General features: G+C 61.8%; 23 protein-coding genes and 1 pseudogene. 15 read left to right on the top strand and 9 right to left on the bottom strand.

The genetic code is table 11. From position 1 onward, the window contains the following. Window positions 1-58 precede the first annotated feature (58 nt). The gene (locus tag B0G73_RS40835) at window positions 59-271 is read right to left on the bottom strand and encodes a hypothetical protein (RefSeq protein ID WP_181196741.1); all 213 of its coding nucleotides are present in this window, start codon (window positions 269-271) and stop codon (window positions 59-61) included. Between B0G73_RS40835 and B0G73_RS36440 the strand changes: the two genes are divergently transcribed. The 7 genes from B0G73_RS36440 to B0G73_RS36410 all read left to right on the top strand — a co-directional run bounded on the left by B0G73_RS36440 (window position 172) and on the right by B0G73_RS36410 (window position 8,764). Further along, complete coding sequence (locus B0G73_RS36440; protein ID WP_258194140.1) at window positions 172-1,383, top strand: DUF3443 domain-containing protein; 1,212 nt, start codon at window positions 172-174, stop codon at window positions 1,381-1,383. The two genes, B0G73_RS40835 and B0G73_RS36440, sit on opposite strands and share 100 nt — an antisense overlap. 455 nt (window positions 1,384-1,838) lie before the next feature. Beyond that, window positions 1,839-3,134: an urea ABC transporter substrate-binding protein gene (gene urtA, locus B0G73_RS36435; RefSeq protein ID WP_106285903.1), complete on the top strand. Its 1,296-nt coding sequence runs from the start codon at window positions 1,839-1,841 to the stop codon at window positions 3,132-3,134. 210 nt (window positions 3,135-3,344) lie between these two features. Further along, the gene (urtB, locus tag B0G73_RS36430; protein ID WP_106285907.1) at window positions 3,345-5,006 is read left to right on the top strand and encodes an urea ABC transporter permease subunit UrtB; all 1,662 of its coding nucleotides are present in this window, start codon (window positions 3,345-3,347) and stop codon (window positions 5,004-5,006) included. A gap of 1 nt (window position 5,007) precedes the next feature. Continuing rightward, on the top strand, window positions 5,008-6,192 hold the full coding sequence (gene urtC / locus B0G73_RS36425; protein WP_106285902.1) for an urea ABC transporter permease subunit UrtC: 1,185 nt from the start codon (window positions 5,008-5,010) through the stop codon (window positions 6,190-6,192). Further along, window positions 6,189-7,052: an urea ABC transporter ATP-binding protein UrtD gene (gene urtD / locus B0G73_RS36420; RefSeq protein WP_106285901.1), complete on the top strand. Its 864-nt coding sequence runs from the start codon at window positions 6,189-6,191 to the stop codon at window positions 7,050-7,052. The genes urtC and urtD overlap by 4 nt, the downstream gene beginning before the upstream one ends. Window positions 7,053-7,073: 21 nt before the next feature. Beyond that, window positions 7,074-7,766 (top strand): urea ABC transporter ATP-binding subunit UrtE, encoded by a 693-nt coding sequence (gene urtE, locus B0G73_RS36415; protein ID WP_106285900.1) that lies wholly within the window; start codon window positions 7,074-7,076, stop codon window positions 7,764-7,766. 116 nt (window positions 7,767-7,882) lie between these two features. Continuing rightward, the gene (locus tag B0G73_RS36410) at window positions 7,883-8,764 is read left to right on the top strand and encodes an urease accessory protein UreD (protein WP_106285906.1); all 882 of its coding nucleotides are present in this window, start codon (window positions 7,883-7,885) and stop codon (window positions 8,762-8,764) included. Between the two features lie 327 nt (window positions 8,765-9,091). On the opposite strand, the gene B0G73_RS36405 is transcribed toward B0G73_RS36410, so the two are convergent. The 8 genes and pseudogenes from B0G73_RS36405 to B0G73_RS36375 all read right to left on the bottom strand — a co-directional run bounded on the left by B0G73_RS36405 (window position 9,092) and on the right by B0G73_RS36375 (window position 14,982). Continuing rightward, entirely contained in the window at window positions 9,092-9,481 is a 390-nt protein-coding gene (locus tag B0G73_RS36405) for a DUF3592 domain-containing protein (RefSeq protein ID WP_106285899.1), read from the bottom strand. A 12-nt stretch (window positions 9,482-9,493) separates the two neighbouring features. Continuing rightward, window positions 9,494-10,600, bottom strand: a complete 1,107-nt coding sequence (locus tag B0G73_RS36400) for an ImpA family type VI secretion system protein (protein WP_106285898.1) — start codon at window positions 10,598-10,600, stop codon at window positions 9,494-9,496. Then, window positions 10,593-10,994, bottom strand: a pseudogene (locus tag B0G73_RS36395) (type VI secretion system baseplate subunit TssG); the annotation flags it as partial. The gene B0G73_RS36400 and the pseudogene B0G73_RS36395, both read right to left, overlap by 8 nt. After that, a complete protein-coding gene (locus B0G73_RS40830; protein ID WP_181196739.1) occupies window positions 10,960-11,106 on the bottom strand; it encodes a hypothetical protein in 147 nt (48 codons plus the stop codon). The gene B0G73_RS40830 and the pseudogene B0G73_RS36395, both read right to left, overlap by 35 nt. Next, complete coding sequence (tssF, locus tag B0G73_RS36390) at window positions 11,106-12,995, bottom strand: type VI secretion system baseplate subunit TssF (RefSeq protein ID WP_106285896.1); 1,890 nt, start codon at window positions 12,993-12,995, stop codon at window positions 11,106-11,108. Before tssF ends, B0G73_RS40830 begins: the two co-directional genes overlap by 1 nt. Before the next feature lie 15 nt (window positions 12,996-13,010). Further along, on the bottom strand, window positions 13,011-13,547 hold the full coding sequence (gene tssE, locus B0G73_RS36385; RefSeq protein ID WP_106285895.1) for a type VI secretion system baseplate subunit TssE: 537 nt from the start codon (window positions 13,545-13,547) through the stop codon (window positions 13,011-13,013). Continuing rightward, window positions 13,544-14,344, bottom strand: coding sequence for a type VI secretion system accessory protein TagJ (locus B0G73_RS36380; protein ID WP_258194138.1), 801 nt, complete (start codon window positions 14,342-14,344; stop codon window positions 13,544-13,546). Before B0G73_RS36380 ends, tssE begins: the two co-directional genes overlap by 4 nt. Before the next feature lie 65 nt (window positions 14,345-14,409). Beyond that, window positions 14,410-14,982: a TagK domain-containing protein gene (locus tag B0G73_RS36375; protein WP_181196738.1), complete on the bottom strand. Its 573-nt coding sequence runs from the start codon at window positions 14,980-14,982 to the stop codon at window positions 14,410-14,412. A gap of 727 nt (window positions 14,983-15,709) precedes the next feature. Here B0G73_RS36375 and tssH point away from each other — a divergent pair. From tssH to tssK, 8 genes are all read left to right on the top strand, one after another. After that, window positions 15,710-18,430, top strand: coding sequence for a type VI secretion system ATPase TssH (gene tssH, locus B0G73_RS36370; protein ID WP_106285892.1), 2,721 nt, complete (start codon window positions 15,710-15,712; stop codon window positions 18,428-18,430). A 56-nt stretch (window positions 18,431-18,486) separates the two neighbouring features. Further along, complete coding sequence (gene tssB, locus B0G73_RS36365) at window positions 18,487-19,032, top strand: type VI secretion system contractile sheath small subunit (RefSeq protein ID WP_106285891.1); 546 nt, start codon at window positions 18,487-18,489, stop codon at window positions 19,030-19,032. Window positions 19,033-19,091: 59 nt separating this feature from the next. After that, complete coding sequence (tssC, locus tag B0G73_RS36360) at window positions 19,092-20,591, top strand: type VI secretion system contractile sheath large subunit (RefSeq protein WP_106285890.1); 1,500 nt, start codon at window positions 19,092-19,094, stop codon at window positions 20,589-20,591. A gap of 52 nt (window positions 20,592-20,643) precedes the next feature. Then, the gene (locus B0G73_RS40295) at window positions 20,644-21,156 is read left to right on the top strand and encodes a L,D-transpeptidase (protein ID WP_146144279.1); all 513 of its coding nucleotides are present in this window, start codon (window positions 20,644-20,646) and stop codon (window positions 21,154-21,156) included. Continuing rightward, window positions 21,137-21,610 (top strand): hypothetical protein, encoded by a 474-nt coding sequence (locus tag B0G73_RS36355; protein ID WP_258194137.1) that lies wholly within the window; start codon window positions 21,137-21,139, stop codon window positions 21,608-21,610. Before B0G73_RS40295 ends, B0G73_RS36355 begins: the two co-directional genes overlap by 20 nt. A gap of 222 nt (window positions 21,611-21,832) precedes the next feature. Next, window positions 21,833-22,315 (top strand): type VI secretion system tube protein Hcp, encoded by a 483-nt coding sequence (locus tag B0G73_RS36350; protein ID WP_106285888.1) that lies wholly within the window; start codon window positions 21,833-21,835, stop codon window positions 22,313-22,315. A 71-nt stretch (window positions 22,316-22,386) separates the two neighbouring features. Continuing rightward, complete coding sequence (gene tssJ, locus B0G73_RS36345) at window positions 22,387-22,899, top strand: type VI secretion system lipoprotein TssJ (protein ID WP_106285887.1); 513 nt, start codon at window positions 22,387-22,389, stop codon at window positions 22,897-22,899. A 12-nt stretch (window positions 22,900-22,911) separates the two neighbouring features. Then, on the top strand, window positions 22,912-24,255 hold the full coding sequence (tssK, locus tag B0G73_RS36340) for a type VI secretion system baseplate subunit TssK (protein WP_106285886.1): 1,344 nt from the start codon (window positions 22,912-22,914) through the stop codon (window positions 24,253-24,255). Window positions 24,256-24,361 lie beyond the last annotated feature (106 nt).

The following is a 24,361-nucleotide window of genomic DNA, read 5'->3' as shown; positions in this document are numbered from 1 at the left end:
TCAATCAGTTCGCCATTCTGTTCGGCGAGCGGTTCACCAGCGCCATCAACTGAGATTTCTAACCGGCCTCAGCACACAAGATTTCTGACACGTCCGACGCCGGCTCCGATTCCGACGCCGACACCGGCACCAACTCCCACACCAACTGCGACGCCGACTCCAACACCAACTCTGACGCCAACTCCGACACCAACTCCAACGCCAACGCCAACTCCGGCACCGGCACCGACACCGACTCCGACTCCGACACCGACACCGACACCGACACCAACCCCCACCTCCAACACCACCCCCATCACCGTGGAACGATGGACCGGCAACTACGTCAATATGCCGTACGTCACCGTGACGATCTGCATCCCCAGCCTTGAGGGCAGCGCCCAGTGCGCGAAGGTCGATCACATGCAACTCGACACCGGCTCGGTCGGCGTGCGCGTGCTTGCCAGTGCATTGGGCTCCGCGCTCGCCGCCCACTTGCCGACGCAATCCGGCGCCACCGATGATCCGACCGGCAACGCGTCGATCGCCGAGTGCGCCGTGTTCGGCTCCGGCTACACGTGGGGGCCCGTCAAGCGCGCCGACGTCACGATCGGCGGCAAAACTGCGGGCAACATGCCGCTACAGGTGATCGCCGACGGTCAATACGCGACGCCGTCGGACTGTCAGTCGCGCGGCGGCCACAACCTCGGCTCGGCGACGGCGCTCGGTGCGAACGGCGTGATCGGCATCGGTCCGGCGCAGCGCGACTTCCCCGCGGCGGCGCAGACCGTACTGCCATCGGCTTACTACTACTGCACGTCCGCGACGTCATGCACGAACACACGTGTTCCACTCGACACGCAGGTCATGAATCCGGTCGCCGACTTCACCTCCGACAACAACGGCACGATCATCCGTTTGCCCGCGCTGCCCGCGGGCGGCCAGGCGAGCGTGACGGGTGAACTGGTGTTCGGCATCGGCACGCAGGAGAACAATGCCATGCCTTCGCAGCCGAACGTCCTCGCACTCGACCAGTACGGCTATTTCTCGACCACGTACAAAGGCAACACGTTCAGCAGTGCCATCGACAGCGGTTCCAACACGAACATCTTCGCGGACTACACGGTGCCCTATTCCGGCGACTGGTACGTGCCGGCGACCACGCTCAGCCTGTCCGCCATTCTCAGCGGCATCGGCAAGACCGCCGCGTCCGTCAACGTGCCGTTCTCGCTCGCCAACGGCTGGACCTTGATGGCAAACCAGTACGCGGCTTATGACAGCCTGGGTTCGCCAGCGGCCGGCATGTTCATCTGGGGCCTGCCGTTCTTCTTCGGCCGCAGCGTGTACACGGCAATCAACAACGTGATGGTCGGCAAGCAACCCGCGCCGTTCATCGCGTTCTGATCGAAGGCGAGCGATACAAGTCCCGCAACCGGGACTAAAGATAGTAAACGGCCGGCGCCGCACCACGCCGGCCGCTCCGTGACCGATCGAGCCCCGCCCGCTCCACTTCCTCACCACGCGCTTCTCGATCCGCGCCTCGGCATAAGCCCAGCACTGCATGCACAACCGCGCAGCGGCCATGCACCGCCGACGCCCGCTGGCGGATACATGCGCTTCGTTGCGGCGCGACACGCACCCGAACGAGGCGCATCGCGCGATGCTGCACCAATTCCGCGCCTATCACGCATGCGCCGCCCTCCCGCAGCCGCGCCGCAGCATGCGCCCCACGCCATACAAGTCGAAATTACTGCATGGCATGTGCCTTGCAGTACATAAGCGGCAAGTCATGCGGGATAAGCCCTGCTGGCTGAAATCGACGCCCATAAACAGTCACCATCAATGGCAAGGGGATATACATGAAACGTCGCAGTCTGTTGAAGTTCGGCTCCATGTCGGGCGCGTTGGCGCTTGCAGGTCAGGTTCCGTTTGCGCAGGCGCAGTCCAGTGGTCCGATCAAGGTAGGTATCCTGCATTCGCTGTCGGGCACGATGGCCATCTCGGAGACATCGCTCAAGGACACCGCGTTGATGACCATTGCGGACATCAACAAGAACGGCGGCGTGATGGGTCGTCAGCTGGAGCCGGTGGTGGTCGACCCGGCGTCGAACTGGCCGCTGTTCGCTGAAAAAGCGCGTCAGCTGATCACGCAGGACAAGTGCGCCGTGGTGTTCGGCTGCTGGACTTCGGTGTCGCGCAAGTCGGTGCTGCCGGTGTTCGAGGAACTGAACGGCCTGCTGTTCTACCCCGTGCAATACGAAGGCGAGGAAATGTCGCGCAACGTGTTCTACACGGGCGCAGCGCCGAATCAGCAAGCGATTCCGGCGACCGAATACCTGATGAGCGCGGAAGGCGGCGGCGCCAAGCGCTTCTTCCTGTTGGGCACCGACTATGTGTACCCCCGCACGACCAACAAGATCCTGCGCGCGTTCCTCAAGTCGAAGGGCGTGCAGGAAGCCGACATCCAGGAGGTCTACACGCCGTTCGGCCACAGCGACTATCAGACCATCGTCGCGAACATCAAGACCTTCTCGCAAGGCGGCAAGACCGCGGTGATCTCGACCGTGAACGGCGACTCGAACGTGCCGTTCTACAAGGAACTGGGCAACCAGGGGTTGAAGGCGTCGGACGTGCCGGTTGTTGCGTTCTCGGTCGGCGAGGAAGAACTGCGCGGCATCGATACGAAGCCGCTGGTCGGCAACCTGGCCGCGTGGAACTACTTCATGTCGCTGCGCAACCCGGCCAATGAAAAGTTCAAGAAGCAATGGGCCGCATGGGTCGCGCAGAACAACCTGCCGGGCGGCACCAAGCGCGTGACCAACGACCCGATGGAAGCGACTTTCGTCGGCATCCATATGTGGAAGCAGGCAGTCGAGAAGGCCAAGAGCACGGAAGTGGACAAGGTGCGCGTGGCGATGGTCGGCCAGACCTTCGCGGCGCCGTCTGGCTTCACGCTGGAAATGGACGGCAACCACCACCTGCACAAGCCGGTGATGATCGGCGAAGTGCGTGCCGATGGTCAGTTCAACGTGGTGTGGCGGACCAAGACCGCGGTTCGCGCGCAGCCGTGGAGCCCGTTCATCGCCGGCAATTCGAGCAAGCCGGATGTGGTCAGTTCGATTCCGGCGTTCCTGAAGCGCTCGCGCGTCGCCTGACAGGAAGGCGTGCCGCGACGGTGAAACTCGCCGACGCGGCACGTCGATTTGCCGATTGCAATCCCGCGACGGGCGCGCCCACCGCACCCGCGTTCGTGCCTTGATCGGATGTCCGAAAGGCACGACCCTCGCGCGCAGCAACCCGACGGCGCGGCAACGGCGCTTGCCCCCATGCCGCGCCGCTGCGCCGGATTTTCTTCAAAGGCCACCATGGCGTTTTCATTCCTGATATCCGCACGAAAAGTCGCAGGAAAAGTCGCAGGAAAGGCCGCACGACGCGGCGTCGTTGCCGCGGCGCTCGTGCTGCTCGCCGGCGCACCGCTGGCCGCCTTCGCGCTGACCCAGGCCGATGTTGCGCCGCTCGCCGGCGATGACTTCGACGCGAAGTCCGCGGCCATCGACAAGCTGATCGCCAATCACGACAAAGAATCGATGGCGGTGCTCAAAGCGCTCTCCGAAGATAGCGCGCTCGCCACCGACGCGGGCGCAGTGCTGCTTCAGGACGGCGATACGGCGAAAGACGCGGTCACCGGCAAGACCATCGCCGCGGGCGATGCGCAACCAGTCACGCTGAACAATCTGCTGCGCTCCAAAGTGGCGGGCGCGCTGTCCGGCCTGCAACTGGATTCGCCGGATGTGGCCACACGCGATGCCGCCGTTACCGCGCTGCTGCAAAACCCCGATCCGTCGATCAAACCGCTCGTCGACGCGGCACGCGCGAAGGAAACCGATCCCGCGTTGAAGAAGCGCCTCGATACGCTATGGGCAATGACGGCCCTGCATGACGCCGATCCGGCCAGGCGCCTCGAAGCCGTGCAACTGGTCGCCGCGCGGCACGACCTCGACATGAACGAACTGCTGCGGCCGCTCGTCGCGAAGAAGCCGGACGGCACCTTTGTGGAAGCCGACGATCGCGTGCGCGCCGCCGCGCAAAGCGGCATCGACGAACTCGACGCGATCCAGCGCCGCAGCCAGATCGCTGGCACGCTGTTCGCCGGCCTGTCGCTCGGCAGCGTGCTGCTGCTCGCCGCGCTGGGCCTCGCCATCACGTACGGGCTGATCGGCGTGATCAACATGGCGCACGGCGAATTCCTGATGATCGGCGCATATGCCACCTACGTCGTGCAGAACCTCTTTCAGCGCTTCGCGCCCGGCGCGTTCGACTGGTATCCGCTGCTCGCCATTCCGGCTTCGTTCGTCGCCGCGGGACTGGTGGGCATCGTGCTCGAACGGCTGGTACTGAAGCATCTTTATGGCCGTCCGCTCGAGACGTTGCTGACCACCTTCGGCATCAGCCTGATCCTGATTCAGGCGACGCGCATGCTATTCGGCGCGCAGAACGTGCAAGTCGTCAACCCGGCGTGGATGAGCGGCGGCGTCACCGTCTTGCCCAATCTGATCCTGCCGTACAACCGGCTCGCGATTCTCGCGTTCTCGCTGATCGTGGTTGGCATCGCGTGGGCCGTGCTCACGAAGACGCGTCTCGGCCTCTTTGTGCGCGCCGTCACGCAGAACCGCCGTATGGCGGCCTGCGTCGGCGTGAAGACCGCGCGGGTCGATTCGTATGCGTTCGCGTTCGGCGCGGGCATCGCGGGTCTGGGCGGCTGCGCGCTCTCGCAGATCGGCAATGTCGGTCCGGACCTCGGCCAGAGCTACATCATCGATTCCTTCATGGCCGTCGTGCTCGGCGGTGTCGGTCAACTGGCCGGCACGGTGATCGGCGGCTTCGGCCTCGGGCTCATCAGCAAGGCAATCGAACCGTTCTGGGGCGCGGTGCTCGCGAAAATCGCGGTGCTCGTGCTGATCGTGTTGTTCATCCAGAAGCGTCCGCAGGGCATGTTCGCCCTCAAGGGCCGCAGCGCGGAGGCATGAGATGGCATCGGCAACTTCATTGGCTCATGTCGGCGCAGCGAGCGGTGGCGCCAGCGCCGGGCGCGAGCCTCAATCCGGTTTCGCGCTCGGCCTGCCGCCGCGCCCTGCGCTGTTGTCGCGGCGCGCGTGGTTCGCACTGGTCGCGTTGATTATCGTCTTCGGTCTGGGCGTGCCGTTCGCCACGCTGGTGGTGCCGGAGACGAGCGCGCTGCATCTGTCCGCCTACGCGATGACGATCACCGGCAAGTTCATGTGCTACGCGATCGCCGCGCTCGCACTCGATCTCGTGTGGGGTTACTGCGGCATTCTGAGCCTCGGCCACGCGTTGTTCTTCGCGCTCGGCGGCTACGCGATCGGCATGTACCTGATGCGCTCGATCGGCCACGAAGGCAAATACGGCAGCGACCTGCCCGACTTCATGGTGTTTCTCGACTGGCACCAACTGCCGTGGTACTGGCAAGGCACGCAGCATCTCGGGTATGCGCTGCTGCTGGTGGTGCTGGTGCCGGCGGTGGTCGCGTGGGTATTCGGCTTCTTCACGTTCCGCTCGCGGGTGAAGGGCGTGTATCTGTCGATCATCACGCAGGCCATGACCTTCGCCGCGATGCTGCTGTTCTATCGCAACGAAACGGGCTTCGGCGGCAATAACGGCTTTACCGACTTCAAGCGCATAGGCGGCTTTCCGATCACGCATCCCGGCACGCGCACTGCCCTGCTGCTGATTACGTTCGCCGTGCTGATTCTCGCGTTCATCGGCGCGCGAGCCATCGTCACCTCGAAGCTCGGCCGCGTGGTGACCGCGGTGCGCGACGGCGAAACGCGTTTGATGTTCCTCGGCTACAGCCCGCTTGCGTACAAGCTGTTCGTGTGGACCGTGTCCGCCGTGTTGTGCGGCATTGCCGGCGCCTTGTATGTGCCGCAGGTCGGCATTATCAATCCGGGCGAAATGTCGCCGGGCAACTCGATCGAAATGGCGATCTGGGTCGCCGTGGGCGGACGCGGCACGCTGATCGGTCCGATCATCGGCGCCTTCGCGGTGAATGGCGCGAAGAGCTTCTTCACGGCGAACTTCCCTGAATACTGGCTGTTCTTTCTTGGCTTAATCTTCGTGCTGGTTCCGCTGTTGTTGCCCAACGGCATCATGGGACTGATCGAAATGGCGACGCGCAAAAGGAACCGCTCATGAACGAAAACCCGATGGTTCCTGACCTGGCTTTACCGGAAGAACCGGCTGAAACCTCGTTGAGCGGCGTCGCGAGCTTGGGCCGCGCGGTCGTGCCCGGCGAGATCGACGTGTCGCACGGCACGATCCTGTATCTCGAAGACGTGACCGTGAGCTTCGACGGCTTTCGCGCGCTGAATGCGCTGACGCTGACCATCGACGCCGGGGAATTGCGCTGCATCATCGGTCCAAACGGCGCCGGCAAGACGACGATGATGGACGTCATCACCGGCAAGACCGAGCCGGATTCCGGCAAGGTCTATCTCGGCCAGTCGATCGATCTGACGCGGATGAACGAGCCGTCTATCGCGCGCGCCGGCATCGGCCGCAAGTTTCAGAAGCCGACTGTGTTCGAGCAGCATCCCGTGTGGGAAAACCTCGAACTGGCGATGAAGGCCGACAAGGGCTGGTGGGCTTCGTTGCGCGCGCGGCTGGATCGCGAGGCGCAAGCACGCATTGAAGAGACACTCGCACTGATCGGTCTGGAGAGCGAAGCGCGGCGGCTCGCCGGCGAACTCTCGCACGGCCAGAAGCAACGGCTCGAAATCGGCATGTTGCTGATGCAGCAACCGGCTTTGCTGCTGCTCGACGAACCGGCCGCCGGCATGACCGATGACGAAACCATGCAACTCGCCGAACTGCTCAACCATCTGCGCGGCACCTGTTCGATGATGGTCGTCGAGCACGACATGGAGTTCGTGGCGGCGCTGTCGGGCGCGGCCGGCAAGGTGACGGTGATGGCCGAAGGGCGCGTGCTCGCTCACGGCACACTCGACGAAGTGAAACGCGACGAGACAGTCATCGAATCGTATCTGGGCAGGTGAAAACGAAAAGGTCGAACGGACATGCTAGAAGTAGAGAACCTGAACCAGTACTACGGCGGCAGCCACATTCTGCGCGATGTGAAGCTCACCGTGCCGGATGGCAAACTCACCGTGCTGCTCGGCCGCAACGGCGTGGGCAAGACCACGCTGCTGCGCTGCCTGATGGGCGTCGTGCAAACGAAGAGCGGTTCGATCGCCTGGCGCGGCGCGCCGATCACCAAACTGCCGACTTACTCGCGCGTGGAAAAGGGCCTCGCTTACGTGCCGCAGGGGCGCGATATCTTTCCGCGCTTGACCGTCGAAGAGAATCTGCTGGTGGGGGCCGCCAGCAAGAAGGCGCCCAAGAAGATCCCGGATCGTATCTATGAACTCTTTCCGGTGCTGAAGGATATGCGCAGCCGTCGCGGCGGCGATCTGTCGGGCGGTCAGCAGCAACAGCTCGCGATTGGCCGCGCGTTGATGAGCGATCCGCAATTGCTGATTCTCGACGAACCCACCGAAGGCATTCAGCCGTCGATCATCCAGGATATCGGCCGCACGCTGCGTCAACTGGTCGAGGAAATGGGCATGACGGTACTGCTCGTCGAGCAGTACTACGACTTCGCCAAGGACATCGCCGACCGGTATTGGGTGATGAGCCGTGGCGAGATCATCGCGGGCGGCGAAGGCGCCAATATGGATACGGATGGCGTGCGGGGGTTGATCGCAGTGTGAACGGCGTTGGACGTCGTGCATGCTATTCTCGATGCATCCTGTGTCAGCGCTGTTGAGCGCTGTCTGACGTGCGCAGGCACGCTTTGCTTTTCTTCGTCTGGTCGCACTCCATTCGCATGTCGCTTCACGAAAATCACGTCACACTCGCTACCGCGCAAGACGGCGCGCATTCGCAATGGCGCGCACGTCTGGAACTTGGGTTCGTCAGGGATGGAGAGCGGACCACGCTCAAGCATCGGCTGCATGACGGGCCGTTGCGGGTTCAGCGGCCGCTTTATCCTGAAGGACAAGGCATTTGTCATGCGGTGATCGTGCATCCGCCGGGTGGTGTTGCGGGTGGTGATCGGCTTGCTATTGATGTTGATGTTGGCGCAGATGCGCATGCTGTAATCACCACGCCGGGGGCGACCAAGTGGTACAAGTCCAATGGGCGCGAGGCGCAGCAGCAGATCGCAGTGCGTGTCGGTGAGCGGGCTAAGCTCGATTGGCTGCCGCAGAATAATATTGTTTTTGATCGTGTGAATGCGAAGCTGGATTTTTCGTTGACGCTGGCTCACGATGCCACTGCGATCGGCTGGGATGCGACGCAGCTCGGGCGCCAGGCTGCTGGTGAGCGGTGGTCGGATGGGCGTTTGCGTGCGGTTTCGCGGATTGTTGGGGCTGATGGCGAGTTGCTGTGGTTCGAGCGCGCGAGTTTTGAGGCGAATGATTCGCTACGCGATGCTGCTCAAGGGCTGGCGGGGTTTCCTGCGTATGGGACGCTTTGGGCTGTCGGGGCGGCTTGCGATGATGCGCTTGCTGAGGCGTTGACGGCTGAATTGCCGTTTGATGATTCGGTGCGGATGGCGGCTTCTTGCGTGACTTCTGGAGTGCTCGTCGTGCGGGGGGTTTCGAGGTCGATGGAATTGCTGCAGCGGGCGTTTGTGAAATGCTGGATGCAGTTGCGGCCGGTGGTGCATGGGGTTGGGGGGAGGCCGTTGCGGATTTGGGCGACTTGAGGGGGCTAGCGCGTTGTACGCGAACGTTTCGCGCGTGGGGCCCATCACGTCGTACGTGTCGCTGAGAAAGTCCTGCGACGAGCCGGCCCCTCCGAACTCATGTCCCTTGATCTGCGGCAGGCCGAATTTCGGCATCTTTATTTCTGTCGGCAAAAGCCGTTCCCAAGGCAGGCCGACGCCTGCTCCGCTGTAGTGAAAATCGCGTGGCTGCAGCGCGCGATCCCTGAGCTGGATCCAACCGCCCGAAGCCACAATGAAATCCACTCCCGCACCGGCGGCGGATCCGGTGGAACACCGCCACTGAGTTCGCCTCAGCAACGACATGCTCTACCCTCCTTTCGTTCTCGTCCGTAGCCAACTCAATAAACCGGCAACCAGAAACCCGCCGCCAAGGAGTTCGAGCAAGATCGGACCGAACCAGATCGTGCCGACCTTATCCAGCGTCGCGCTCTGCAATGGTTCATCCTCTGCGTAGCGAACCTGCACGACGTCCCCCACTTTCATATCGAAGATGAGCCCACCCTCGGGATAAGAGAAACGCTCCCCTCTTCGTGTCATAAACGCCACTCTCGGATGACTCCCGCCCGCATTCAGTGCGACCACGCGCCCGGGAACCACAACCGACGACAAAACAAAATGCCGGGTATTCATCGCCGTCAGCGACGCCGCGACGAGAAGCGCTATTCCGATGGCAATGACAGTGAAGGCTCTAAACATCGCGCACCGCGACTACTCCTCGCTATCCCATTGTTCAAGCAACTCCGTGGGAATGGCCTTGACGACATCCACATATCGTTTCCCCACAAACCGTTCCGCGCGCTTCAGCAACACGGGGATCGGACTGCTCGGCTCGTGTTGCTCGAACCAGTATCGAGCTTCCCGGATACGCTCCAAGGCGCCCTCACGACCTGCCGCAGCCACATTGACGCCGAGGCTAACCGGCGCAGCGCAACCGGCCGGCGGCAAAATGTCGTCATGCTCGAAGCAAGTCTCCTCGTTCGACGCTGCCACTGCACCGGTATCGTCGAGCGGCATCGCCTCCACCAATCCGTCAATTGGCGCCGTCGTCACGCGCGGGCGATCTCCCGCCACGCGCCGCAACAACCGCGTGAGCGCAGCGAGGTCCGGTTGGTAGACGCCCAGATACGCCTTGCACCAGGCGTCGATGGACTCCAGGCTCGCGAGCGCGTCATCGAAGCCGCGCAGCATGTCCGGCTGCTGGACGCGCAGATCCTCGAGTTGCCGCGTAACGGATTCGGGCGCGAGCGCATCGCTCGGCCGCGGACGTGCAAACGCGCGCTCGACGTCGCGCATCTGAAGCCGCGTGGCGGTCGAACGCGTCAACGCGATCTCCCGCAGGTCGGACAGCAATCCATCCGAATCCGTCAGCGCCTGCAAAGCGTTCATGCGGATTTCGAGCGCCGCTTCCAGATCGTCGTCTACACCGGGTTGGGGATGGAGCGCGCCGGGAAACGCGGCGAGCCATGCGGCTAACAGCCCCAGCCCTTCCGCCAGTCCCGCCGCTGCCGCGAGCCTCGTGCGGCAGCGCGTGAACAACACCGCGAGACGCATGTCCTTGCTGCGCATCATCAGGCGTCGGCAATCGCGCTCGACCTCGCTCCAGTTCACCGGTTCCGGTATCCCCACGAAGTCGCCGTACTGCGCGTCCACTTTCACGGCCATCTGCGCGGACAGCACGACGAATTCCGGGTCGTATTCGAGGTCGGCCCCGCACGGCGCGGCGGCGTCGACCGGCGACATCCAGTCGTGAGGCAGGGGTGTGACAGCCTTGGCTGCCGACACCTTCGCCGTCGGTTGTCTCTTGCTGCTACTCATCTTGTCCCTTCATTTGCGGCGTGACCCGACGCTTGCCCGCCGCGTCGATACGTTGTTTCGCGAACGTGCCGGCGTAGCGTTCAGGCTCGAAGCGCATGCCGGTAACCGGCTCGCCGCTGAGCGAGCGACTGAGCCATCCTGACCAGCCCAATTGCTGCGGGCCGCCCATCACGGCAGGCGGCGCGCTTTGTGCGCGGATGCGCAACTCCAGCTCCCATTCGCATTCGCGACCGATGAAACTCCGCACCCAATCGGCCAGTTGCGGCAGATCCGCGCCACGAGGCGTGAAGCGCAGGTATTCGTCGATATCGACCGGGCCGATAATGATCCGGAAACGGTGCTGACTATCCGGCACCTGCTCACCGAGCATCGATACGCACATCGGCACCGATGCGGCGCATCAGCGAAAAAAATCCGAAATGCCATGGCTGCGTCTGCAACCGCTCGACCGCATCCGCCGATAGCGCCGTGTCGCGCAGCGTTGACGTGAATAGGGCCCGGTCCATCAAGCCACTCCGCGTGTGCCCATGCGCACGGGCCAGCGCATCAATTGTCCGCGCTGCATTGAGTGAAGCTCGGTCTGCGTGAACGAATTGATAGATACGTGCCGTGCAAGATAGTGCTCGAGAATCAGCCCGAACAGGTAGGGGCTCAAACCGGAAAAGCCAGTTTCATCGACCGTCAACTGACATTCGATGCCGCGACCGAACACCAGCGGGCCGCCGCCGGGCAGCTTCCTCGCGACTGGTCGCGTCTTCACGCCAACGAGGCTTTCCACCTGACGCCGCGGTCCCACGTCGTCGCCGGTGAGGAACAGGCGCAGCATGTCGCGCACACCCTGGCCGCCAGGGCGGTGATCCATATCTTCCAGCGGCAAATAGTTGAAATTCAGTTGCCGGATAAGCCGCCATGCTGTTTCACGCTCGGCAAACGGCGCGCGTGGCGCGCTCGGCGCACGAATCAAGCCGACGCTGGTCGCGGGCACCGAATCAACGGCGTCCAGATCGTTCACGCCGTTGCGCGGCAACAGATTCGGCAAGTCGCGATTGGTCAGCCAGGCGTCGATCGACAGATAGCGCATTCCTTCGTGATAGGGCGCTTCCTGCTGATCGACCAGCGACACGAACACTTCAGTTCCAATGTACGGCGTGCGCGTGCCATAGCGGCGGGCCGAGTCCGATAACAACCGGCGTTCGCGGCGCAGCGAAAAATAGCGCCCGTGGTTGTCTTCGTCATTGTTCAGCGTTTGATACAGCGGCCGGAAGGCGAATTCCGTCGAGTTCTTGCCGACTTGCGCCCAGAGTGCTTCGACCGAATAGACTTCGTAATCGAGCGGCGCGCTGCGCTTCGGAACCAGATGGAATTCCGTGCTGGCCTGATTCAATTCGATGCGCTGCGCTTTGCGCGGAAACAGATTGATCACGGGCGTGCAAAACAGCGCGAAACGCGAGGCGTCGACAAGGCCGATCAGCCGGTCCGGCGACTGATCGAGCAGCACGACAATCTCGACTTCACGGCCTCTCGCCTTGCTCAGCCCTTCGCGCAGTCCGGTCAGCGTGAAAAAATAAAAGCGACTCGGACAGGCGAAATATTCGTGCAGAAGATTGTGACCATGGAATTTCGCCCAGCTAAGCGGCAGCAACCCCTGATCGATGCCAAGCCCCTCGTGTGCGACCGCGCCATGCGTGACCACACAGAACGCGCGCGCCGCGTCGCCGAAACACCCAGGCTCGCCCGTGATCGACGCAACGCCTGCCGCGTGAAGCAGTTCGAACAGATGCGACGCAACCTGCTCATCTCCCGCGAGATAGACCGGCAGTCGGTCCAGTCCGCACAGCTCGGCGATTTTGGCCTCGCCCGTGGCACGCAACCGCAGCCGCAACGCGCCACGCACTTGCGTATGGGGCGGTACATAGCGGTCGAGCATGGGAATGTCCGGCGGAATCCCCGTCAGTTGTGCGTGGGTAATCTCAAGGGGATAGAGTGCGACATCCTGGCCCGTGCGGAATTCGCACACTGTGTCCTCCCCTGCCGACTTGCGGCCCGTGAGCATGCTGCCACGCGGCACACGGAAGCCTTCGACGAGGTTGCCTTCGCTGGGACTCGGATAGAAACGCGCGACCGACATGGACGGCGTGGGCGCTACGTAGGTCGGGTAGATCACCTCCAGCAGACGTCCCGTGAAGCGCGGGAACTCCGCGTCGAGCTTGAGCTGCATGCGCGCCGCCATGAAGCTGAACGACTCGATCAGCCGTTCGACGTACGGATCGGTCATCTCGCCGGCCTGCATGCCGAGCCGGCGTGCGATCTTCGGATGCAGTTGCGCGAACTCGCCAGCCAGTTCGCGTACATACATCAGTTCCTGGTTGTAGTAATCGAGCAGTCGCGGATCCATAACAATGTCCTGTGGTCAACGAGCGGCTGCGTGCAGGCGGCTCGTTTCCAGGTCGAGCGAGCTTTGCACCATGAACTCGAGCGGATAGGGGTCCATGCGGATCATTCCGCGAATCTCGAACGCGAGGTGGTTGTAGCGACTCTGGCTATCGACATCCGTGAGGGGCACGACCTGCACCGTATGTGCAATCAGGCGTGGCTCGAAGTCGCGTATGGCGCCCCGTATCACCTGTTCGATCTTCGCCCATTTGTGCGACGCCATGAACGCGCCTGCGAGCGGCGGCACGCCAAAGTTGATGGTCGATGCGGCCGCGTATGAATGCCGCTTCCGATCGATCAGGTCTTCGATGCTGGTTGCGTTGAGCAGAAACGCAAGATCGCGCTGGATGATGTCGCGCATCTGCGCCCGGCTGACCGCATACTCGCCGGGGGCCTCGGTCTGCCGGTGCGGCGCGTCATCGCGCAGTCGATCGAATAAGGTGGGCAGCAGTTGTGCATCGGCCTGGCGCGGCGCGGACGCCGTTCGGTCCGGTTCATGACGTTGGCGGCTCATCGCTGCACTCCTGCCGCCGCACTGGAGCACGCGGCGCCGTCCACTGCGACGGGACCAAACGAACAGTCAGCCAATTCGAACAGATCAAAATCGGCCACGCTTGTAGTCCACGTCTTACGCCCGGATGCAATGACGGCGGTGCGCCCCGACTCATGCCAAACGGTCTCATGCCCGAGTTGCAGCGTTTCGCGCAGGACAGGAGGCTCGTGGGCGGCGAGCGGGTAACGTGCCGGCATGAAGCCGCGCACCACCGCGCCGTCGATCAGCGACAGCGTGCACGGCGCCCACACGAGGTCGAGTAGTGTCGAGGGCCTTTCGATCCGCCAACTGGCGAGATCCGCCAGCGAAAGCCAGCGATAGCGCCCCGCGGTAATTACCTCACAAGCCGGGCCCAGCCGCGAATCGCTGTCGCCGATCCACTCAAAGCGCTGATTCGAGGTGTGCCCGGGGACCAGCGGAGCGAGATCTAACGCGCGCTCCCGGGCGTCATCCGACGCTTCCTGTTGTCCCTGTGCGGACAGTTTGAGGGCATTGAGCATCCCATGTATCCACGCGGGCGCGTCGCCGAGTACCAACCCCGGCTCCTGCTGCCCGGCCATGACTTTTGCGCGCCAGTGTTCCGCGCGAACCAGATCTCGACAGGCTTGCGCGACGGACGCCTGGGACGGCTCCAGTTGGGCAAAAACCTGGAGTTGCTGGATGGCCCGCGTCCACTGGTAGGTGATACATAGCCACTGGAACAGCATCCAGCGATGCGCGGCCAACGTCGGCTGACTACGAATGTTCGCTTCGACCATTTCGATCTGCGCTGCCGGCGAGCACTGGCGTTCCCGGCTCGCGACATCATGTCGCGGTTGGACGGTCATTCGTTGGACTCGTGGTGAATGTGAGTGTTCAGAGCGGCTAGCGGGCTGTCTATCGCAAGCGTGTGATGGTCCCGCCGCGCGACTGGCGGCGGCGCCATTCCCACGCGGCGCGCCGTCGACGCGCGATATTCGGCTGGTGCGAACAGGCGAAGGATCTCCGGCACTGCGTCCTGTACGGCCAGATCCGTCACGCCGATTTCGTGCAACGCATCGAAGGCTTCCTCGAGCACGTCGATGTCGGATAGCAGAGTGTGGATTGAACTTGAATCATCCTCGGCGTGGGCTCGTTCACCCATCGCCTCTTTGCCCAATCCGGGTATCCCTGTTGCAAACGACCCGACCCATTCCGAGTTGGGCAGGAAGTACGGCGATTCGAGCGCCTGGTAATACTGTTCATTGAGCGTGGCCAGAAGATCGTCCCGATCGGTATGTGTCGACGCGTCCGGCCGCTCGAATGCCGACGCGTCATACGCAGCGTTCGCCGACGAACCCAGCAACTCGAAGATAGCCTCGCTCGACTCCGGTGAGCAGTCGCTGCGATCCGACCCAGCCAGCCCCTGGCGTTGCATACGTGATTGCCCCTGAACCTGCCCCCGCAAACCCATGTGCATCCAGGACGGGTCGCGATGCAGAGCACTCCGATCGGCGGTTGCGCGCGACGGCCTGCCAAGAACTTTGCGGAGGTAAGTATGAAATGTCATTGCGTGACGTCAAGCAGGTCTATGCCGACCGTGAATCCGTTATGCCGAACAAAACGGAATTAACGCATGACAACACGATTGATGTCCACCGCCAATTTCCGCAGCGATGTTTAAAAATTGAGATTTAATTCGAGATAAATTAAACGACATTCCGAAATACAAATACTCCGACATATATCCAGCAACAACATGCCAGATTTTTCCTACGCAGAGGGAATCTTCAACTCAATGCGCGGAAATCTCTCAACGCCAAAACAAATTAAATTCCCACACTAAACACTATTATTTTCAATGGTTTAACCTATATTTTTATCTTAACAACTCACAGAACAGGCTAAGTCTACATTTGTTGCCGATCAAAAAATTCACGTATTACCGAAAAATAAAAATCACCTGCACACATTGACTGATCCAAACTTGAAGTCCGATAATTCAGAAAACTCCATTAAACGGAGACAGGTTCGAAAAGTGCCGAATTACATAACGAAAGCGAAGCGTTTGACCGTATAAGACAATTCTCTTAAATAGCTTCCATTTTCACTTGTGCAGGCTCAATTCCAATCAGTCATCCTAATAAATCACACGCGACTAGTTCATGACGATTTCCCGCCAGGCACTCTTCGGCAAGCTCGGGGCCACACTCTTCCGCAGCATCGAATCCGCTACCGCGTTTTGCAAGCTGCGTGGCAACCCGTATGTGGAGCTTGTCCACTGGCTGCATCAATTGTTCCAATTGCCGGACAGCGACATGCACCGCATTGCTCGGCATGCGGGAATCGAACGTGAAACACTGGAACGCGATCTCGCACGGGCGCTCGCTGCCTTGCCCGCGGGCGCCAGTTCGATCAGCGACATCTCGCACCATATTGAACTGGCCGTCGAGCGAGCATGGGTGCTTGCCACGCTCGATTTCGGCGACCGCCGGATACGCGGCGCGTGGTTGCTTGCGGCACTGCTTGGCACGCCGGAACTGCGTCGGGTATTGCTTTCGGCTTCGCCCGCATTCGCACGCATCCCGGCCGATATGCCACGCGACGAACTGATTGCATGGATCGACGGCTCGCCCGAGTCTTCCGACGCACCGTACGACAACACGGACTTCTCCGCCGCGGTGCCGGGCGAAGCTTCGCAGGCATTGCCCGCAGGTTCGAAGAGCTCGCGAATCGAGCAGTACTGCAGCGACCTGAGCGCGCGAGCTCGCGCAGGTGAAATCGACATCGTGACAGGACGCGAGCAGGAGATTCGCACAATCATCGATATCCTGCTGCGCCGCCGTCAGAACAACCCGCTGCTCACAGGTGAGGCCGGCGTCGGCAAGACCGCTGTCGTCGAAGGGCTCGCACTGGCCATCGCTAACGGCGACGTACCACCCGCGTTGGCCGACGTGCGGCTCATGACGCTCGATGTCGGTGCATTGCTGGCTGGTGCGAGTATGAAAGGGGAATTCGAGTCGCGGCTCAAAGGCGTGCTCGAAGCCGCGTTACGGTCCACGACACCCATCATTCTGTTCGTCGACGAAATCCACACGCTCGTTGGCGCGGGCGGTCAGGCCGGCACCGGCGACGCCGCCAACCTTCTCAAGCCGGCCCTCGCGCGAGGCACAGTGCGCATGATCGGAGCGACGACCTGGTCGGAGTACAAGCGGCACGTCGAGAAAGATCCCGCTCTCACTCGGCGCTTTCAGGTGCTGCAGGTCGCCGAGCCGCGGGAAGCCGCAGCCATCGACATGGTGCGAGGACTGGCCGACACGTTTTCGAAGCACCACGGCGTGATTGTCCGAGACGAAGCGATCCGTGCCGCCGTTACGTTGTCCCACCGTTATATTCCTTCGCGCCAGTTGCCCGACAAGGCGATCAGTCTGCTCGACACCGCATGCGCACGCGTGGCGCTCTCACAGCACGCGCCGCCGCGCGAACTGCAAAGCGTGCGTCAACGACTTCGGGCGGCGCGCGTCGAATGTAGCCTGCTCGAACAGGAGGCGCGTATCGGACTCCAGGCGGCGGAGGCGCTGTGTGCCGCCAGGGCGCGCATCGGTACGCTCTGTACGGAGGAAAGCGCAATCGACGCACATTGGCAGGCCCAGCTCGCAGCCGCACAGGCGTTAGCCAGCGCCCGCAACGCCATCCTTACCCAGCCCGATCCGGATCACGCCGATGTTGTGCCGTCCCTCGCGACACTCGGCCAGCTGAAGCACCGCCTCCGTGACCTTCAGGGTGAGACGCCACTCGTGTTCCCGGAAGTAGACGAAACGATCATCGCGGAAATCGTCTCGGACTGGACCGGCATTCCCGTCGGCCGCATGGTAACGAATGAAGTTGCGGCTGTGCGCACCTTGCCCGAAACACTCGCCGCCCGCGTGATCGGGCAAAGCGATGCCTTGCGTCAGATCGGTGAGCGAGTGCAGACGGCGCGCGCGGGTCTTGGCGATCCACGCAAACCACTCGGCGTGTTTCTGCTGGCGGGGCCGTCCGGCGTCGGCAAGACGGAAACGGCGCTCGCACTGGCCGAAGCCCTGTATGGCGGCGAGCAGAACCTGATCACGATCAACATGAGCGAGTATCAGGAGGCGCACACGGTCTCCGGACTCAAGGGCGCACCGCCCGGATACGTCGGCTACGGTGAAGGCGGCGTGCTGACAGAAGCCGTCCGTCGGCGCCCGTATGCGGTTGTTCTGCTCGACGAGATCGAAAAGGCCCATCACGACGTACATGAAATATTCTTCCAGGTCTTCGACAAAGGCTACATGGAAGACGGCGATGGACGCTACATCGACTTCCGCAATACCACGATCCTTTTGACCAGCAATGTCGGTTCCGAGTTGACAGCGAGCCTATGCGCGGACGCCACACTCGCACCCGATCAGGATGCCCTGTGTGAAGCCTTAGGCCTGGAGTTGCTGAAAGTATTTCCCGCAGCCTTCCTCGGACGCGTGACCGTCGTGCCGTATCGCCCGCTGGTCCACGCCTCGCTCGCCAGCATCGTGCGTCTGCATATGAACCGTGTCGTGCGGCGTATGGCCGACAGTCATGGCATTGCGCTGCATTACAACGAGCAGGTCATCGACTACATCGTCAGCCGCTGCCTCGTGCAGGAGACCGGCGCTCGGGTGTTGATCGGGTTTATCGAACAACACGTTCTGCCGAGACTGTCCGCTCTCTGGCTCGACGCTTTCTCGTCGAAGCGAGTCCTCTCGAGCATCGAAATCCACGTCGGCGACAGCAACGCCGCGCCCGATGCCGCATTCGTCTTTGCATCAGCCAACAAGACGGCGGTCGCCGAGAGCATTTCCCCGGTTTCTGTCGGCGAGACTCATTAACTGTCCGCGAGACTCATTAAACCTGCCGGCCATTTCCCACGCTTACGGAGTCATGCATGTCCGTTTCAAACAGTTCGCAGAAGTTCATCGCGCGCAACCGCGCGCCGCGCGTCCAGATCGAGTATGACGTCGAGATCTATGGTTCCGAGAAAAAGGTGGAACTGCCATTCGTGATGGGCGTGCTCGCCGATCTGTCCGGCAAGCCGGTCGAACCGCTGCCGGCTGTCGCCGATCGCCGCTTCCTCGACATCGATATCGACAACTTCGACGAGCGCATGAAAGCGCTCAAGCCACGCGTCGCATTTGCAGTGCCGAATACGCTCACGGGCGAAGGCCAGCTGATGGTCGACATGGCATTCGAAAGCATGGAGGACTTCTCGCCGGCCGCCGTCGCCAGCAAGGTCGAGCCCTTGCATCGCCTGCTCGACGCGCGCACGCAACTGGCCAATTTGCAGACCTATATGGACGGCAAATCCGGCGCTGAAGCGCTCGTCAACAAGCTGCTGGCTGATCCGGCCTTGCTGAAAGCGCTCGCCGCCGTGCCGAAGCCGAAGGTTATCGATGAGACAGAACACAGCCATACCGACAAGGCGCCGAACTGACCGCCGCTGCTGGCGAAGGCACACCGGCAAGAACGACTCAAGAACCACAGAGACACACCATGACAACACAGCAGGTAAAGGCGACGGCAACCGCAACTGCCACCCATTCACAAACCGACTTTTCGCAGTTGCTCGCGCAGGAGTTTCGCCCCAAGACCGCCGCGGCTCGCGACGCCGTCGAATATGCGGTTCAAACTCTCGCCGAGCAGGCGCTGCAGCAGTCGATCATCATTAGCGACGACGCCTACAAGAGCATCGAAGCGATCATCGCGCAAATCGATCACAAGCTGTCGGAGCAGATCAACCTGATTCTCCACCACAACGATTTCCAGAAGCTGGAATCGGCGTGGCGCGGGCTGCACCATCTGGTGTCGAACACCGAGACGGACGAGCGGCTGAAGATCCGCTTCATGGACGTTTCGAAGGAAGAACTGCGTCGCACGATGAAGCGATACAAGGGTCTCGCATGGGATCAGAGTCCGCTTTTCAAGCAGATTTACGAAGAGGAATATGGCCAACTCGGCGGCGAACCGTACGGCTGCCTCGTCGCTGACTATTACTTCGACCACACACCGTCCGACGTCGACCTGCTCGGCTCGATTGCAAAAATCTCCGCAGCCGCGCATACGCCGTTCATCTCGGGGGCCTCGCCCTCGGTGCTGCAGATGGAATCGTGGCAGGAACTCGCCAACCCGCGCGATCTGACGAAAATCTTCGCGCAAAATCTCGAGTACGCACCGTGGAATTCCCTGCGCAATACGGAAGATGCGCGCTATATCGGGCTCGCAATGCCGCGCTTCCTGTCGCGTCTGCCGTACGGTGCGCAGACGAACCCGGTCGATGAATTCGACTTCGAGGAAGACACCAACGGTCCCGATCACCGCAACTATGCGTGGGCCAACGCGGCGTACGCCATGGGCGTGAACATCAACCGGTCGTTCAAGCTGTATGGCTGGTGCTCGCTGATTCGCGGTGTCGAATCGGGCGGCACGGTCGAGAGCTTGCCGTGCCACACGTTCCCGACCGACGACGGCGGAATCGACATGAAGTGCCCGACGGAAATCGCAATCTCGGACCGTCGCGAGGCGGAACTGTCGAAGAACGGTTTTATTCCGCTCGTGCACCGTAAAAACACCGACCACGCGACCTTCATCGGTGCCCAGTCGGTGCAGAAGCCCGCCGAATACCACGATCCGGACGCGACTGCCAATGCCAATCTGTCGGCGCGTCTACCGTATCTGTTCGCCTGCTCGCGATTCGCGCACTACCTGAAGTGCATTGTGCGCGACAAGATCGGGACGTTCCGCGAGCGTGAGGATATGCAGCGCTGGCTTAACGAATGGATCATGAACTACGTCGACGCGGACCCGGCGAATTCATCGCAGGAAACCAAGGCGCGTCGCCCACTGGCGGCGGCCGAAGTGGTCGTCGAGGATGTCGAAGGCAACCCCGGCTACTACCAGGCGAAGTTCTTCCTGCGCCCGCACTTCCAGCTCGAGGGACTCACGGTGTCGCTGCGTCTCGTTGCCCGGCTGCCTACCGTGAAGGAAGCGGCCTGATCGATCGCAGCCAGAACGCCGCCGGCCGCCGCGTAATCCGGCCGGGGCCCCGTTGGTCATTCCCAATGCATCGGCCATAAACAAAAAGGAAGTCTCTCAGATGTCTTCGCTACGGTTTGATGGGCGTACACACCAGATTGCGCTGGTTGATTCTGGTGGTAATACGACTGGCACCTGGGCTGCGTACAACAACGTCGACAGTCATGCCACGATTCGTCATATTCAGAACGGCGTCTATACAGTCCAGGACAGGGTGATACCTCACCCTCACGCTGCGTCCGCCAATGGCGCCTATGGACTACATGGCATTGTTCGCTTCAACGTGCCCGGTCATCCTGGCATCGGCGTCCATTCGGGACGGGCTAACGCGGCTCATTTGGCGGGTCCGCAACATCCGACCATGGGTTGCATCCGAACGACGGACGACGCAATGAACGCCGTCAGCAATCTGATGAGAACGGACGCGCTGACCACCGTCGAAGTTGTCGGCAACGACAGCATGGGCGCGCACGCCGCGTCCCGGCGCAACCGTCACGCCAGCCTTCATGGGCGTAGTCATGGCTAGGCTTCCAATTCGTGGCGCTATGTCTTGGCCGATCGCATGTCTCGTTGCGGTGCTCGGTTGCCTGTCAATGTCATTGGCCTACGGTAAGGCTTGCACCGAGCATGACGCGGTGGGTGCGGACGCGATGGTCGACAGGATCACCACCTGGAACGCTGCGAGCGTCGCGTTCACGAAGTACGGACAGTGCGATGACGGCGACATCGGCGAGGGGTACTCGGAGGCAATTGCGCGACTACTGGTGGATCGGTGGAATACATTGCCGCGACTTGGTCAATTGATCAAGCGCAATCCATCGCTCAAAGGCTTCGTGCTGCGCCATATCGACAGCACGCTGGATACGGCCGACCTCGACAAAATCAAAGGGCTTTCCACGTCATCCTGTCCGTCGGGCATGGAAACGTTCTGCAAGGCGCTGACCCACGCCGTCTTGCAGACCGAACAGCCAACGAAATGAAGTAATGCGCCCGCCGCACCGTAGCCAACGCCACAGCCATCGCGGTGCGCGCGTGCACGCGTACGTCCGCACGCGGTAAGCGCCTCGTCTGCGTAAAAAAAACGGTAGGCAGCCGAAGCGCCGCCAATACGCGGCGACATCCAGTGGCAAAGAGCATCGCTCATACGACGCGGCAGTCCCGCAACAAAGAGCAGTCTGTTTTTTCACTCACGGAGTTTTTAAATGGCACAGGACATTTTTATCAAGATCAACGGCATCGACGGCGAATCGCAGGATTCGGCGCACAAGAATGAAATCGAAGTGGCGAGCTGGGGCTGGCAAATCCTGCAGCAGTCGAACACGCACATGGGTTCGGGCGGCGGCGCGGGTAGGGCAACTGTCGAAGATCTGGCGTTCGAACACCTGGTCGATCGTGCAAGCCCGAACCTGATGAAGTATTGCCTGACCGGCAAGCACATTGACCAAGCCGTGCTGACCGTGCGCAAGGCAGGCGGCAATCCGCTCGAATACCTGAAGATCACGATGAACGACGTCATCGTTACGCAGGTTCATCCGTCGGGCAGCAATGCTGACAATGGCATCCGTGAACATGTGCGCCTGTCGTTCGCGAAGGTCAAGCAGGAATACGTCGTGCAGAACGCCCAGGGCGGCAGTGGTGGCGCCGTGACGGCAGGCTACGACATCAAACTCAACAAGGAAGCGTAAGCGCTCTTGTCTTGCGAGGTCCGGCGTGCGCGCCGGACCTTATAACGCCCCACTTCCCCTGTTCACTGCCGATGCGCCCGTCCACTCACGTCGTCGCACTTATCTGCGCGCTCGGACTCACCGCATGCGCGAGCAACGATCCCAAAGCCGTTCATGAACCCGTGAAGCTCGAGCTGTCGATAACCGCCTCATCGAGCGTCAATCCCGATGATCAGAAACGCGCCGCGCCGATCGTGGTGCGCATTTACGAATTGAAAAACGCCGACGCGTTCACTGCCGCCGACTTTTTCTCGCTGCAGGACAAGGACAAGACCGTGCTCGCCGACGACCTCGTCGCGCGCGAGCAGTTTCAGCTTCGCCCGGGAGAAAACAGGACTATCCAGCGCAACGCCGATCAGGCCACGACCGCACTAGGTGTCGTCGCGGCCTACCGCGATCTGCCGAACTCCGTGTGGCGCGCCACCTGGACACTGCCGTCATCACCACCGGCCGCGTGGTACCGGATCGCGCCGAAACTGAAGCTGACGATCAATCTCGATACCAGTGCGATCCGGATCACCGACGCACAAAAACAAAACAAGTAATGGACCACACGCATGAGTTGGTATAACAAGGTCACCTGGAGTGAAGGTCTGTTCCTGCGCCCTCAGCTTTTCCAGCAGCAGGAACGCTACCTCGAACATTTCGCTCACAAGCGCGCGGCGCCACTTTCGCCCTTTTTCTTCGGCTTCTCTCACTACGCAATCGACAATGAAGCGCTCGCGCTCGGCAAAGTAATCCTGAAGTCCGCCAACGGCGTATTCGCCGACGGCACGCCCTTCGATTCGCCAGGCAACACGCCGCCGCCCGCACCGCTGACGGTACGCCCGGAGCATCTGGACCAGGTCATCCATCTTGCCGTGTCGATTCGCGTGCCCAACGCGGAAGAAACCAGCTTCGACGAGTCCTCCCATTCGCTCGCCCGCTATGCCGTGTTCGACACGGACTTGCGCGATACGAACTCGATCGGACAGGGTCCGAAAGCCGTTCAACTATCCAACCTGCGGCTGCGACTGGTGCCGCAGAAAGAGATGACCGACGCGTGGATCGGTCTACCGCTGACGCGAGTCAAGACGCTTCGCGCTGACGGTAGCATCGAACTCGACGATACGCTAGTCCCGCCGGTGTCGGGCTATGGCGCCAACGCGCTGCTCACGAGCTGGCTGGCGAAGGTCCACGCCCTCACGCGCCTGCGTGCGGATGCGCTCGCCAAACGGCTGACCGGGAGCGACGGCCAGGCCGGCACGGTTGCGGAGGTCTCGGATTATCTGCTGCTGCAAACGCTCAACCGCTACGAACCGCTGTTGCAACACCTGCGCCGGGTTCCAACCACCTCCCCCGTCGATCTCTACGCGCTCCTGCTCAGCATGGCTGGAGAACTCTCGACCTACGTGCGTCCGCAGACGCGCCGGCCACTCGAGAGCCATCCGCCGTATCAGCACATCGAGCCGCATCTGTGCCTGAAGCCCGTGGTCGACGACACACACTGGCTGCTCAACGCGGTCCTCGTACGCAGTGCGCAAAGCATTCCGTTTACCGACGCGGGATACGGCATGCGCAACGCGGTGGTCGATCCGGCGGAGATTCGCAGTTTCAGTTCGCTGGTCCTCGCCGTGTCGGCCCAGATGCCGCCGGACACGCTGGTCCAGCAATTCGCCATGCAGGCCAAGATGGGACCGTCCGAACGTCTGCCGGATCTGGTGCGCTCGCACCTGCCGGGCATTGCGCTTCAGGCACTGCCCGTGCCGCCGCGGCAGATTCCATTCAACGCTGGCTATGTGTACTACGAACTCGCGCGTACGGGCTCGCTGTGGGAGACCGTTGCGCAGCATGGCGGCATTGCGCTGCATGTGGCGGGTGATTTCCCCGCACTCAGGCTGGAACTGTGGGGCGTGCGCTGATAAGCCGTGACTCACCGGAAAAGAGGAGCGCTTCCGTAGAAGCGCCCGTTCATCATCGCATCAGGGAAACACAGTGAATCCAGACCGAGGACTGCCTTCTTTCGGT

This window comes from Paraburkholderia sp. BL25I1N1 (assembly GCF_003002025.1).
Taxonomy (GTDB): Bacteria; Pseudomonadota; Gammaproteobacteria; order Burkholderiales; family Burkholderiaceae; genus Paraburkholderia.
The sequence above is the reverse complement of the archived record's forward strand: the minus strand, read 5'-3'. Positions and strand labels throughout refer to the sequence as shown.